The following is a 13015-nucleotide window of genomic DNA, read 5'->3' as shown; positions in this document are numbered from 1 at the left end:
ATTTTGCAGACCGCTCCCCGCCCCACTTGTCTTTATGAAGACGAGCATTTGCTGGTGCTCGACAAACCTGCAGGCATGTTGTCCGTTCCCGGGCGTGGCCCTGACAAGCAAGATTGCCTGATCCATCGCGCAGTGCTGCATTGGCCCGATGCACTGGTGGTGCACCGTTTAGATATGGCCACTTCAGGTCTGTTGCTGTTTGCGCGCAGCAAAGAAGTGCAGCGCAAGCTGGGCGATGCTTTTGCCGCCCGTCAAGTTCACAAACGCTATACAGCCATCGTGCACGGCGATGTCACCGCCGAAACCTGGCAACTTGTTGACGCCCCTTTGATGTGCGACTGGGAAAACAGACCCCTACAAATTGTTGATCTGCACAAAGGCAAACCCAGCCAAACGCGCTACCTGCGCGCTCCTGATCAGCAGCAGGTTCCACCGGGATGCACCAAATTGTGGCTCGAGCCTATTACGGGTCGCTCGCACCAGCTGCGTGTTCACATGGCGCACATTGGCCACCCAATGCTGGGTGATGCACTATATGCACCCGCCACCGTGATCGCTTTGAGTGAAAGGCTGTGCCTGCACGCCACCACGCTGAAGCTTCAGCACCCCCAGCGCAATCAGCTGGTGCAAATAGATAGCCCCGCACCATTTTGAAACAGGCTCAACCATCCGCAATAGCTGGTCGTATGCATCAAAGCTGTCGCATTGCGAAGCAATCCACGCATTAATTTTGATTTTTCGCAGCGATTAAAGAAATTTCCTGCACCTCTCAACGCTATAGAGACAAACCCGATTGCGCCCTCTAGGAGCTCATTTTTAAGCTTGCTCCCTGAGCATCAGGCATGCAATTTGCAAACCTTCTCTAAAGCAAGTGCTTGATGCAAAACTAACCGAGAGGACATTCCACAATGCGTGCTTCGTTCCGTTTGAAAACTGTAGTAGCTACTTTGGGCCTGCTGGGTGCTGCGGTGGCCGGCCAAGCTCAGGCTCAGAACATCAAGTTCGCCATGGTGATCCCCACCACAGGACCACTGACCCAATATGGCGACATGGTCAAAGAAGGCGTATCCACAGCTGTGGAGCAAATCAATGCTGCTGGTGGCATCAATGGCAAGAAAATCGAAGTCACTACCGTGGACGACGCTTGCGAGCCCAAGCAAGGGCCTGTGGCTGCCAACCGCGTGGTCAATGCCAAGATTGGCTACATGATTGGCCCAGTGTGCTCTGGCGCAGCTATTGCGGCGGCCCCCATTTACGACAACGAAGGGGTTGTCGTGGTCACGCCGTCTGCCACATCGCCTGCATTGACCGAAGGCAAGAACTTCCACTACATCTTCCGCACCATTGGTCGCGATGACCAGCAAGGTCCCTCTGCAGCCAAGTTCATCATCGAAAAAGCCAAACCCAGCAAAGTTGCCGTACTGCACGATAAGCAGTCGTACGGCCAGGGCATTGCCTCTTCCGTGCGTGACGAGCTGCAAAAGGCCAAGGTCAACGTTGCATTGTTTGAAGGTATCAATGCCGGTGACAGCGACTACTCCGCCATCATCACCAAGCTCAAGAGCGCAGGCGTGGACTTTGTGTACTACGGCGGCTACCACCCAGAAATGGGTTTGCTGCTGCGCCAAGCCTCTGAACAAGGCCTGAAAGTGCGCATGATGGGCCCTGAAGGCGTGGGTAACCCTGAAGTCAATGCAATTGCCGGCAATGCCGTCGAAGGCATGCTGGTGACCTTGCCTGCAGACTTCTCGACCAACCCCAAGAATGCCGCCATCGTGAAGGCCTTCCAAGACAAAAAGCGCAATCCCTCGGGCGCTTTCCAGTTAACCGCCTATGCAGCCACACAGGCGATTGCAGAAAGCATCAAAGCTGTGGGTGATAACCCCAAGAAGGTGGCAGACCACTTGCACAAAGCCAAGATTGACACCGTCATTGGCCCAGTGTCTTGGAACAAGCAAGGCGACCTGACCTCTTTCGACTTCCAAATTTTCCAATGGCATAAAGACGGCAGCAAGACTCCTGCTGCGAAGTAAGTCGCGGCATGTCCCAAGCCCACAGCGCTTAACGCTTAAGCCTGTGGGCTTTTCAGTTCAAAGCTTGCTTTGTGCTGCGCTCTCTCATTTCGCTAGGTCCTCGCGCACATGAACGAATTTCTCCCTCAGCTGATACAACAGCTATTCAATGGTCTCTCCCTCGGGGCCATCTACGCCTTGATCGCTATCGGCTATACCATGGTCTACGGCATCATCGGCATGATCAATTTTGCGCACGGCGATATCTACATGATTGGCGCCTATGTCGGTCTGGTCACACTGTCAGCCGTCGGTATTCAAGGGGCAGTCCCGATTTGGATGGTGATTGGTTTGATGCTGATCGTGGCCGTCATCATCACCGGCATTTATGGTTTTGCCGTTGAACAAGTGGCCTACAAACCCGTGCGCAACAGCCCACGTCTGGTGGCTTTGATATCTGCGATCGGTATGTCTATCTTTTTACAGAACTGGGTCGCTTTGGGCCAAGGTGCGCGTGACATGGCTGTGCCTTCACTGCTGCCTGGCGCGTTTCAGTTTGAAATGGGGGGTGGCTTTGAAGTCTTTGTGCCCTACACCCGTATCTTGATCATCGCCGTGGCCGTTGTGCTGATGATCTTGCTCACAATCTACATCAAGCACTCTCGCATGGGCCGCGCCTCACGCGCCTGTTCGCAAGACATACACATGGCCAGCCTGCTGGGCATTAACACCAACCGCGTGATCTCTTTCACCTTCATTCTGGGCGCCATGCTGGCTGCCGTCGGTGGGGTGCTGATTGCACTGGCTGTGGGCAAACTCAACCCCTTTATTGGTTTTATTGCGGGCATCAAAGCCTTTACCGCAGCTGTGCTGGGCGGGATTGGCAGCATTCCCGGCGCCATGCTGGGCGGCGTGATTTTGGGGGTAGCCGAAACCTTGGCCGCCGCCTACATCTCTTCGGAATACAAGGACATCGTGGCTTTCAGCTTGCTCGTGCTGATTTTGCTGTTCCGCCCCACAGGCTTGCTGGGCAAACCAGAAGTGGAGAAAGTCTGATGCAACGCATTCTCCATAACCTCGGCCCGGCTTTGATGGCGGCCGTGATTACTGCTTTGGTCGTCACCCCCATCTTCGGCTTGCAACTGCAGCGTGTGGGCGGGCAAATGAGCCTAGAGCCCCAATGGCACTACGTCCTTTGGGCATCGCTGATCGTGTTTGCCGTACAACTGCTCAAACCAGCCCTTAAAGGCGTCACCAAAGGCATTCACCTGCCACGCGTACCTGACTTGTCTCCCAAGCTGCGCAATGCGTTGATTTTTGCCACCTTACTGATGGCCGTATCTTGGCCATTCTTTGCAGGCCGCAATGCCGTCGACATCGCCACCCTCGCCATGATTTACGTCATGCTGGGCCTGGGCCTGAACATCGTGGTGGGCTTTGCTGGTCTGCTGGACTTGGGCTTTGTCGGTTTTTATGCCGTGGGCGCTTATACCTACGCCTTGTTGTTCCACTGGGCTGGGTGGTCTTTCTGGGAGGCATTGCCCTTGGCAGGTGCGGCAGCGGCGTTGTTTGGCTTTGTGCTGGGCTTTCCCGTGCTGCGTTTGCGCGGCGACTACCTTGCCATCGTGACGCTGGGCTTTGGCGAAATCATTCGCCTGCTGCTGATTAACCTGAATGACTGGACCGGCGGCCCGGATGGCATCTCTGGCATCCCTAAACCCACTGTGCTGGGCATGGAGATGACCCGCAACCCCAGCGTAGAAGGTGGCACCACCTTCCACCAGCTCATGGGCCTGGAGTTCAGCTCTGTACACATGGTCATCTTCTTGTACCTGATGGCTTTGATGCTGGCCGTGGTCACCCTGTGGATTTCCAACCGTTTGATCCGCATGCCGATTGGCCGCGCTTGGGAGGCGCTGCGTGAAGACGAGATCGCTTGCCGCTCACTGGGGCTGAACCCCATGCACATCAAGCTCTCCGCCTTCACCTTGGGTGCCATGTTCGCAGGCTTTGGTGGCGCATTTTTTGCGGCCCGCCAAGGCATTGTGAACCCTGAATCCTTCACCTTCATTGAGTCGGCCTTGATCTTGGCGATTGTGGTACTCGGTGGCATGGGCTCTCAACTGGGCGTCATCGTGGCGGCTATTTTGATCACGGTACTGCCAGAGCTGGCACGCGAGTTTTCTGAATACCGCATGCTGATTTTCGGTTTGGTCATGATTTTGATGATGGTCTGGCGCCCTCAGGGCCTGTTCCCGGTCACCCGCTCCCATGTGGAAGTGCCGCAAAAGCGAGCCGCTTAAGCCGCCGTTCACCGATCACATTGAAGAAGATATTCCAGCATGCATAGCAGCCATTTGTTGGACGTGAAAGACCTGAGCATGCGCTTTGGCGGTTTGCTCGCGGTCGATGGCGTCAACCTTGAATTGGGCGAGAAGCAAATTCTTGCCATCATCGGCCCCAACGGGGCCGGCAAAACCACCGTGTTTAACTGCATCAGCGGTTTTTACACCCCCACCAACGGCAGCGTCGTGCTGCAAGGAGAAAGCATTGCCGGGCTGGGCAGCCACGCCGTGGCACGCAAAGGCGTGGTGCGCACCTTCCAGAACGTGCGCCTGTTCAAGCGCATGACGGTGCTGGAGAACCTGCTGGTGGCGCAGCACCAGAAAGCACGCGTCAACGTGCTGGCAGGTTTATTCAATACCGCCAGCTTTCGCCGCCAAGAGGCCGAAGCCATTGAGCGCAGTCTGCACTGGCTGGACTACATGGGACTGCGCGAATTTGCCAACCGCGAGGCCGGCAACCTGGCCTATGGCCACCAGCGTCGGTTGGAAATTGCACGCTGCATGATCACTGACCCCAAGGTGCTGATGCTCGATGAGCCCGCGGCGGGCTTGAACCCGCAGGAAAAAATCGATCTGCAAAACCTGATCCGCCAATTGCGCGACCAGTATAGCGTAGCCATTTTGCTGATTGAGCACGATATGGGCCTGGTGATGGGCGTGTCTGAACGCATCACCGTCATGGAATACGGCAAGCCCATTGCCCATGGCACCCCCGAAGAAGTCAGAAACAATGAGCGGGTCATCAAGGCCTACCTGGGAGAAGCCTGATGACCACCTCCACCCCTATGCTGCAGCTGGCGCATATCAGCACCCACTACGGCTCCATCTGCGCGGTCAATCAGGTTTCTTTGCACGTCAACCAAGGCGAAATCGTCAGCCTGATTGGCTCCAACGGCGCGGGCAAAACCTCATTGCTGATGACTGTCTGCGGCAACCCGCGCGCCACCAGCGGCTCCATTCATTTTGAGGGCGAGGACATCACCAACCTGTCCACACACCACATCATGCAGCGCGGCATTGCCATATCACCCGAAGGGCGCCGCATTTTCCCCGACCTCACCGTTGTGGAGAACCTGCAAATGGGCGGTTTCTTTCTGAACAAACCAGCCATTGACGCGGGCATTGAACACGTGTTTCACCTGTTCCCCCGCCTCAAAGAGCGCGCCCACCAGCGCGCGGGCACCATGTCGGGCGGTGAGCAGCAAATGCTGGCCATTGGCCGCGCCCTGATGTCCAAACCCCGTTTGTTGCTGATGGATGAGCCCACGCTTGGCTTGGCCCCACTGATCATTGCGCAGATTTTTGAGATCATCCAAACCATCCGCAGCGAAGGCGTGACGGTGTTCCTGGTCGAACAAAATGCCAACCGCGCCCTGCAAATTGCAGACCGCGGCTACGTGCTGGAAACCGGCAAGCTGGTGCTGGAAGATACTGGTGCCAATTTGCTCAAGAACGACGCGGTGCGCAAAGCTTACCTCGGCGGTTGATGCAAAAGGCGCGGGCTAGCTGCAATCCCAAGTAGGGTCAAGCAGCGCCTCCGCCTCAACCAGATCGCTGAGACAGCGCTGTAGACGCAGTTCACACCACCCTCAAAAAAAGAGCTACTAGCGCCTGTTCAGACTAGGTTTCAGGCATAAAACGCACTGAAACCTATATTTGGCAAGCGTTAGCAGCTCTTTTTTTATGCCTTGCACCCGCTTTACCCCCTGCACTAGGGTGCGCGTCGCCAGTAACATAAGACGTATGAAACCTCAGCTCTACATCCTCACCGGCGGCTCGCGCGGCATGGGTTTGGCCATGGCCCGCCAGATTCTGGAACAAGGCCACAACCTGCTGACCATTGCGCGCCAGCGCAATACTGATTTAGACACCACAGCGCAGGCCCACGGCGCCACACTCACCCAGTGGCAGCAAGACCTGGCCCAGCCCCAACCTGCTGCCCAGCAACTGCTGCAGTGGCTGGGCACGCTCCACGCTGATAGCTATAGCCGCGTCGTGCTGATCAACAACGCCGGCGTAATCCCGCCGATTGCACCGTTGTCGCACAGCGACTGGAACGCCATCAGCCAGGCCCTGCGTGTGGGCCTGGAAGCACCCATGCTGCTGACTTCTGCCTTCTTGCAAGCCACAGAAGGCTGGAACATTCCACGTCAGGTGCTCAATGTCTCGTCAGGCTTGGGCCGCCGTGCCATTGCCTCGCAGGCCACATATTGCGCAGCCAAAGCAGGCATGGACAACTTCTCCGTCTCGGTAGCACTGGATGAAGCCGCCAAGCCCAACGGAGCCAAAATCTGCTCCCTAGCCCCTGGCGTCATCGACACCGATATGCAACTGCAACTGCGCAGCGCCAGCGAAGCAGCCTTCCCCGACGTCAACCGCTTTGCCAACCTCAAGCGTGAAGGCAACCTCACCTCACCGCAGGAGGCCGCAGCACGCGTCCTCGCCTGGCTAGAGCGCGCAGATTTTGGCAATCATGTGCTGGCCGATGTGCGCCAAGCCTGAACGCGCTGAGCTAATGCCCAAACGGAATGTTTTTTTGCGAAGTTTTCACTCCTGCTAAGCATTCCAGCGCTAATATCAGCCCACATCAAGAACCTGTTTGTGCCGCGTGGGCCACACAGCGCTGCGCTACCCGATCGGTAACTGCAGCCTGTGATCAACCCGCAGGCAACCCCTGCGGGCTGTGCGCAAACGTGGTTCATACAGGTACTCCAGCCTGATGGCGCGCACCCTTGCACCATCGATGGGCCCACAAATTTGCTCGATAGCGGTTGCACGTTCTGCATGGCGATGGCAGAACCCTTCCGCCGTTTTAGATGTCTGTGTTTTTGGAGACCTTCATGTACCGCAAACTGATCACCTGCACCACATTGGCTTTGGCAGCAGGTGTTGCAGCCCCCGCTTGGGCACAAGCTGCCAGCGACTATCCCAGCAAACCCATCCGATTGGTGATTCCATTTCCTCCTGGTGGCGGTACTGACATCTTGTCGCGCGTCGTGGCCAACAAACTCACCGAAGCCACAAAATGGACGGTCGTTCCTGAGAACAAAGCAGGCGCAGGCGGCACTATTGGCATCACCGAAGCCGTCAAGGCCCCCGCTAATGGCTACGACATGGTGATGGGCCAAAAAGACAACCTGATCCTGGGCCCCTACCTCTACAAAAACTTGCCCTGGAACCCTGTCAAGGACTTGACGCCTGTGGCGCACGTGGCCTACACCCCGGTCATCATCGCCACCAGCGTGAACTCTCCTTACAAGAGCATTGCAGACGTGGTGGCAGCCGCCAAAGCCAATCCCACACGCGTGACCTACGGCTCCCCAGGCAATGGCACCAGCATTCACATTGCTGGTCACATGTTTGAAAAAGCAGCCGGTATTGAGCTGACCCACGTGCCTTACAAAGGCTCCAACCCTGCATTGATGGACGCTATCGCAGGCAACGTGGATCTGCTGGTGTCATCTATCCCTTCTGCGATTGGCCAGATCAAAGCCGGCAAATTACGCCCCTTGGCGGTCACCTCGGCCAAACGCTCCACCTCTTTGCCCGACGTACCCACCATGCAAGAGCAAGGCATGAAGGGCTTTGACGTGAGCACGTGGTATGGCCTGTTCATGCCTGCTGGTACCCCCATAGACATCGCCGCCAAGATGAATGCCGAAGTCAACAAACTGCTGGCCAGCAAAGAGGTGCAAGAAGCCATCTTGGCCCAAGGTGCAGAACCCAAAGCCATGAGCTTGGGCGAGTTCGACAAAATGTACCGCGCAGATTTCACCAACGCCAAGGCAGTGGTAGAAGCCTCTGGCGCAAGCATTCAGTAATAGATAGCACGCTACGCTTATCACATAAGCGCTAGCGGCCAATTCCGCATCCGACGCCCAAAGCCCAGTTCTAAAGAGCTGGGCTTTTTGCATGCTGCGCAGCTATGAAGTACCGCTACCCTATGTGCATAGCAACACCGAGCATTAGTAATAATTTGTCGCTATCACACAGAATTCACAAAAATTGTCAACCATTTGCAGACAGAAGACGTTAGATAGAGACGCTGAACCCTTAACGCCCTGAAAGGAAACCACCATGACTTTCTTCCACTCCGTTATCGAGCTCAAGTCCTCGCAAAATGAAGCCACTCCACAACCCGAGCCTCGCGCCCCCGAAGAGGTCCTTCGCTTACTCACCCAAGAAGCTCCGCAAGGCGAGTACAGCGTAGATGCGTTCTAACGCGCCTCAAAGCGAACCAACCTAACCGCCGCTGAGGCGGTTTTTTTACGAGGGTCCGCCATCAACTAGGCCAGCGATAGCTTGCAGCCAGATGAGCCTCGCCCTTGAAGGCACATCGCAGCGGCTACCGTTTGGCGGCATAGAGGACGAAGCCCTCCTAGCAATGCGTGCTTTGCGTAGAACTGAGACCGACTTTTAGATGGATTTTTAGGAAAAAATGCGCTTAATTCTTCTTTTTACAGAATTAACACGTCAAATTTCACTAAAAGCCATTTCAATGGCACACTGGGCTACGTCCCGATTGTTCATGACTATGGAGAAGTGCCTCGTGCCCCCACAAAAATCTAGCGCCACCACCAGTAACGGCGCCTCCACGAAAAAAACGTGGAAGCAACCTGTGAAGGCAGAAGTTAAAACCGTAATGCCAGAGGGCGTGATAGTTCAAGTACATAAGCGCGAGTCATTGCCAGAGAACTACCGCATCTGCAACGGCACGAGCTTTGAGACGTATCAACCCAAGACCTGGGGACGCTAAACAAAAAACCCGCGAAAGCGGGTTTAGTTTTTAAAGGGCTCTTGTCTGCCCCTCACGCGGTATGCGTCGCATGTTGAATACGCTTCCCAGCAAGCGCAGCCTGAAGCTTAGAGCAATCACACTACTAATTGCACGCGTCGGCCTTGCACCGCAACGCAGTTTCAAAGCGCTACAACACCATCACCGCTTTGGCATCGGTGTAAAGATCCGTCTTGATGGGCAAAACCCCGCGCAATATACCCAAAAAATTCCCGGGCATTGCCCCACGGGGCTGTAATCTTTGCGGGCCCTGCAAGATTCGAACTCGCGACCAACGGATTAAAAGTCCAACTCACGAATGAGCATTTATGCGGCTTTCCGGCACTTTTTGGGAATAAAGGCACACCCAGAGGTTATTGCCTCATGCGGTTCTGCAGGCTTTATTCCCACCTTTTTGGCCTCCATTTAGACTGGGCCACATGCTCGTCACCGCCCTTCTTTGTCTTGCCGCCGACAGCTGTGAGGCGTTGTTTTTGAGACGTCTAGCTTTTGGCGCCATAAACAGCGTTGTTTGAATCTTGAGCGGGGCCAATAATGGCTCGATGATGTATCGCCGCCCTTCCGCTGAACAGCTTCCACCTTTAGAGACACCCACGTCTGGGCTTACCACGGCGCAGGTGGAGGCACAGCGTAATGCTTTTGGCTCTAACGACATCGTTCCCCAGGCGAGCAGTAGTTGGTGGAGCATTGCACGCGATACCGTGCGCGATCCAATGCTGTGGTTCTTGGCGTTTACGGCAGGCTTGTTTGGACTCCTTGGGCAATTCACCGAGGCACTGACCATGCTGCTAGCCATGCTGCCGCTGCTGGGAATGGATGCCTATCTGCATTTGCGAACAACAGCGTCATCGGCAGGCTTAGCAAGCCGATTAGCAAGTTCTGCACGTGCGTTAAGGGATGGCCAGTGGCAGCTCATTCCAGCGCAGCAACTGGTTCCCGGTGATTTGGTGGAGGTCGTATCTGGGGAGTACTTTCCTGCAGATGGCTTGCTGGTTAAGGGCACCGGGCTTCAAGTTGATGAATCGACTTTGACCGGGGAGTCCTTGCCGGTCTCCAAGCACATCGTTGATGCACCAGAGGCATTAGCAGCAGCAACCACAGAGGAAAACTGGGGAGCTGCGGGGACCCGTTTGCTGACGGGAACAGCATGGCTACGCATTATTTGGACTGGCGGTGATACCCGCTATGGAGAAATCGTTCGTACAGTGGCCGAAGGCAGCCACGAGTCGACACCCTTGCAAAAAGCTATCGCTCAACTGGTTGCCATCTTGCTTGCTGTGGCACTCGTTGGGTGCGTGGTACTGGCAGCGATCAGGTTATGGCAAGGTCATGGATGGATTGATACTTTGCTAAGTGCCGTGACCTTAGCCATCGCTGCGATTCCCGAGGAGTTTCCTGTTGTCTACACATTTTTTCTGGGCGTCGGGGTTTTTCGACTGGCTAAAAAGAATGCACTGGTGCGCCGCGCAGTCGCTGTGGAGAATATTGGCCGCGTCACCTGTATCTTGTCGGACAAAACGGGCACCATCACCGAGGGAGCACTGGTGTTGTCCCATTACATGCCTGCGCCAGGGCTCGATAACCACGGCCTATTACAGGTAGCAACGTTTGCTGCACGGCAAGACAGTGGCGATCCACTCGACCAAGCTTTATTTAAAGCTTTTGGTCCTACCTCTACGTCAGGCAGGGTGGCGGAATTTCCATTCACGGAGGCGCGGCGTCGTGAGACGGCGATTTGGTCAAAAGATGCTGCTAGCCTTGCTGCATATACCAAGGGCGCTCCTGAAACCATACTTGCAATCTGTGAGTTGCCTGAGCTTGAGCGAAGCCATTGGCTGAGTGCGGTGAATCAACACGCCCAGGCTGGGCGCAAGGTCATCGGTTTTGCCTGGAAAACTATGCCAGCAGGGGCCACATTGGCTCTAGAGCCGGAGCAAGGCTTTCAGTTTGCAGGTTTGTTGGCCTTTGAAGATCCGGTTCGCGAGGGCGTACGAGAGGCGGTTGCTGATTGCATGGTCGCTGGGATGCACGTCATCATGGTCACAGGAGACCATCCTGCAACAGCTACTGCTATCGCACGCTCGATTGGCTTGGGTGGAGGATCTCCCCAAGTGATTACGTTGACATCAGAAGATGATCCTGCCTCAGTCATTGCCTCATGCCGTGCAATTGACGTTGTTGCGCGAGCAACGCCGACACAGAAGTTGGCGTTGGTGCAAGCGTTCCAGGCTCAAGGTGAGCTGGTTGCAGTTACGGGTGATGGTGTTAACGATGTTCCTGCTCTGCGCCAAGCAGATATTGGCGTAGCGATGGGTGAGCGCGGTACGCGCAGTGCGAGAGAGGTCGCACCTGTCGTTTTGCTGGATGACAATTTCAGAACTATTGTCGATGCGGTGGCAGAGGGACGGCAACTTTTTCAGAACCTTCGCCTCGCCTTTGTCTATCTTCTTCTGGTGCATCTGCCGCTTGTGATTGGCGCTGCCGCTATTCCACTCATGGGCCTCCCCTTGCTTTTCTTGCCGCTGCATATCGTGTGGCTTGAGCTGGTGATTCATCCAACAGCAATGATGGCCTTCCAGGATCTGCCCTCAAGTGGACCACTTGCCCCAGTACAGCGCCAGCGTGCAACACGCTTTTTCTCAACCGAAGTCTGGTGGTGGATTGTTCTGGTAGGTGGATTGGCGAGTGTTGCAATAGTGTGGAGCTACCTATACGCACTCGGCACCGAGAAAACCGTGGAGCATGCACGTGCGATGGCTATCGCTGTATTACTGGTTTCCAGTGCAGGCATCACCAGCGGACTGACCCGATTGCGTCGCACTGCAGCACGTTGGTTGGTATTTGGCACACTGCTATCACTGGTGCTGGGCATTCAGTTACCTGGACTCAGCCATTTGCTGAATCTGCAGCCTTTGCATGCTTCTGACTGGATGCTAGTGACCGTGGCGTTTTTTGCATCCATGCTGCTAAGCATGGTCGTATCTTCAAGGCTGAAGCATCAGCTAACGGGATAAAAAGTCGCGGCTGTCGTCGAAATTACCATGCAGGGCAACGACGGGACGAAATATCTGGAAACGGCAGGTAGTCGCTCCGGCATAGAGAAAAAGCACCCGAAGGTGCTTTTTCTCTATGTATCTTTAAGTCTTTAAACCAATACGCGGAAAGAGCTGCGGGGCAGGTTTGTAGATTCCTAGGGCTGAATACACCGCACCTTGGGCCAGTTGAGCAATACCGAAAATGTGCTCATATGCAGCAGTGTCGAAGGGTCTGTTGACACAAGACCACCCAATCATCTGATCTAGCTTTTGGCAAAGCTGATCCAGCTCCACAAGCATCAAATCTTTAGTGCGTCGGTGTCCTGAATATTTAACCGCATCAAAGCAGACGATGACATCATCAGCCTTGTGCCGGGCCTGCCAATCCATCTCCCTAGTGGCACGCATAAACACGGTTTTTTTGAACTCTACGCAAGCCTGATCGATAACGATCAAAGCCTCTTCGATCATGTCGGTATCAATTTCATCGCTCATTTTCAAACCCATTAAAAACGATTCAGGTGATACAACATCCACACACCAGGACTATGCCTAACTAGCGCCAGGCAAAGATTGGCATGGGTTCCTAATGCCTTGGCAAGATCAATCTTACCCTTCGGAGGCCTTGTGTAGCTAGAGATGTTCTTCGTCTCATGTGGACTCAAGAATTGATTGCAATCTGAAAGAATTTGTGGCCGTGGTGACTAGCCTCGCCCATCGCTTCACTTGCACTAAAAAAGCCTAAAAAACCAATCAAAAATCTACCGTTTCTGACGGGTTTTTCAGATGTTCCGTCTGAGGTGCTATGGTAATCCCCCCGTAAAACCA

The 13015-nt window shown here is 55.0% G+C and carries 11 protein-coding genes and 1 tRNA gene; 10 read left to right on the top strand and 2 right to left on the bottom strand.

The genetic code is table 11. From position 1 onward, the window contains the following. Nucleotides 1-3: 3 nt before the first annotated feature. The 9 genes from B3R00_RS06780 to B3R00_RS06740 all read left to right on the top strand — a co-directional run bounded on the left by B3R00_RS06780 (nt 4) and on the right by B3R00_RS06740 (nt 8578). Nucleotides 4-654 carry an RluA family pseudouridine synthase gene (locus B3R00_RS06780; RefSeq protein ID WP_286998235.1) on the top strand — a complete coding sequence of 217 codons (651 nt, stop codon included), beginning with the start codon at nt 4-6 and terminating at the stop codon, nt 652-654. A gap of 254 nt (nt 655-908) precedes the next feature. Next, nucleotides 909-2033 (top strand): high-affinity branched-chain amino acid ABC transporter substrate-binding protein, encoded by a 1125-nt coding sequence (locus tag B3R00_RS06775; RefSeq protein WP_219164467.1) that lies wholly within the window; start codon nt 909-911, stop codon nt 2031-2033. A gap of 108 nt (nt 2034-2141) precedes the next feature. After that, nucleotides 2142-3068 (top strand): high-affinity branched-chain amino acid ABC transporter permease LivH, encoded by a 927-nt coding sequence (livH, locus tag B3R00_RS06770; protein ID WP_286998233.1) that lies wholly within the window; start codon nt 2142-2144, stop codon nt 3066-3068. Further along, a complete protein-coding gene (locus tag B3R00_RS06765; RefSeq protein WP_286998232.1) occupies nt 3068-4315 on the top strand; it encodes a high-affinity branched-chain amino acid ABC transporter permease LivM in 1248 nt (415 codons plus the stop codon). Before livH ends, B3R00_RS06765 begins: the two co-directional genes overlap by 1 nt. A 39-nt stretch (nt 4316-4354) precedes the next feature. Then, nucleotides 4355-5125 (top strand): high-affinity branched-chain amino acid ABC transporter ATP-binding protein LivG, encoded by a 771-nt coding sequence (gene livG / locus B3R00_RS06760; protein WP_286998231.1) that lies wholly within the window; start codon nt 4355-4357, stop codon nt 5123-5125. Nucleotides 5126-5142: 17 nt separating this feature from the next. After that, nucleotides 5143-5844: an ABC transporter ATP-binding protein gene (locus B3R00_RS06755; RefSeq protein WP_286998309.1), complete on the top strand. Its 702-nt coding sequence runs from the start codon at nt 5143-5145 to the stop codon at nt 5842-5844. A 256-nt stretch (nt 5845-6100) separates the two neighbouring features. Next, a complete protein-coding gene (locus B3R00_RS06750; protein WP_286998230.1) occupies nt 6101-6859 on the top strand; it encodes an SDR family NAD(P)-dependent oxidoreductase in 759 nt (252 codons plus the stop codon). A gap of 338 nt (nt 6860-7197) precedes the next feature. Next, a complete protein-coding gene (locus B3R00_RS06745; protein WP_286998229.1) occupies nt 7198-8178 on the top strand; it encodes a Bug family tripartite tricarboxylate transporter substrate binding protein in 981 nt (326 codons plus the stop codon). Between the two features lie 256 nt (nt 8179-8434). Then, on the top strand, nt 8435-8578 hold the full coding sequence (locus B3R00_RS06740; RefSeq protein ID WP_286998228.1) for a hypothetical protein: 144 nt from the start codon (nt 8435-8437) through the stop codon (nt 8576-8578). Nucleotides 8579-9396: 818 nt separating this feature from the next. On the opposite strand, the gene B3R00_RS06735 is transcribed toward B3R00_RS06740, so the two are convergent. Further along, a tRNA-Ser gene (locus B3R00_RS06735) sits at nt 9397-9496 on the bottom strand. Between the two features lie 198 nt (nt 9497-9694). On the opposite strand from B3R00_RS06735, the gene B3R00_RS06730 reads away from it, so the two are divergent. Next, nucleotides 9695-12166: a cation-translocating P-type ATPase gene (locus tag B3R00_RS06730; RefSeq protein WP_286998227.1), complete on the top strand. Its 2472-nt coding sequence runs from the start codon at nt 9695-9697 to the stop codon at nt 12164-12166. Between the two features lie 123 nt (nt 12167-12289). Here B3R00_RS06730 and B3R00_RS06725 read toward each other — a convergent pair whose 3' ends face one another. Next, on the bottom strand, nt 12290-12682 hold the full coding sequence (locus B3R00_RS06725; protein WP_284214593.1) for a hypothetical protein: 393 nt from the start codon (nt 12680-12682) through the stop codon (nt 12290-12292). Nucleotides 12683-13015 lie beyond the last annotated feature (333 nt).

Origin of the sequence: Comamonas sp. UBA7840, from assembly GCF_002501455.1 — a bacterium.
GTDB lineage: Bacteria > Pseudomonadota > Gammaproteobacteria > Burkholderiales > Burkholderiaceae_C > Comamonas > Comamonas jiangduensis.
Note: the sequence above shows the minus strand (reverse complement) of the source record. Positions and strands in the feature narration are given on the sequence as shown.

Coding starts and splice junctions, on each gene's coding strand:
- B3R00_RS06775 (WP_219164467.1), top strand. CDS start 909: ATGCGTGCTTCGTTCCGTTTGAAAACTGTAGTAGCTACTTTGGGCCTG.
- B3R00_RS06745 (WP_286998229.1), top strand. CDS start 7,198: ATGTACCGCAAACTGATCACCTGCACCACATTGGCTTTGGCAGCAGGT.
- B3R00_RS06750 (WP_286998230.1), top strand. CDS start 6,101: ATGAAACCTCAGCTCTACATCCTCACCGGCGGCTCGCGCGGCATGGGT.
- B3R00_RS06755 (WP_286998309.1), top strand. CDS start 5,143: ATGCTGCAGCTGGCGCATATCAGCACCCACTACGGCTCCATCTGCGCG.
- livH (WP_286998233.1), top strand. CDS start 2,142: ATGAACGAATTTCTCCCTCAGCTGATACAACAGCTATTCAATGGTCTC.
- B3R00_RS06730 (WP_286998227.1), top strand. CDS start 9,695: ATGATGTATCGCCGCCCTTCCGCTGAACAGCTTCCACCTTTAGAGACA.
- livG (WP_286998231.1), top strand. CDS start 4,355: ATGCATAGCAGCCATTTGTTGGACGTGAAAGACCTGAGCATGCGCTTT.
- B3R00_RS06765 (WP_286998232.1), top strand. CDS start 3,068: ATGCAACGCATTCTCCATAACCTCGGCCCGGCTTTGATGGCGGCCGTG.
- B3R00_RS06740 (WP_286998228.1), top strand. CDS start 8,435: ATGACTTTCTTCCACTCCGTTATCGAGCTCAAGTCCTCGCAAAATGAA.
- B3R00_RS06725 (WP_284214593.1), bottom strand. CDS start 12,682: ATGAGCGATGAAATTGATACCGACATGATCGAAGAGGCTTTGATCGTT.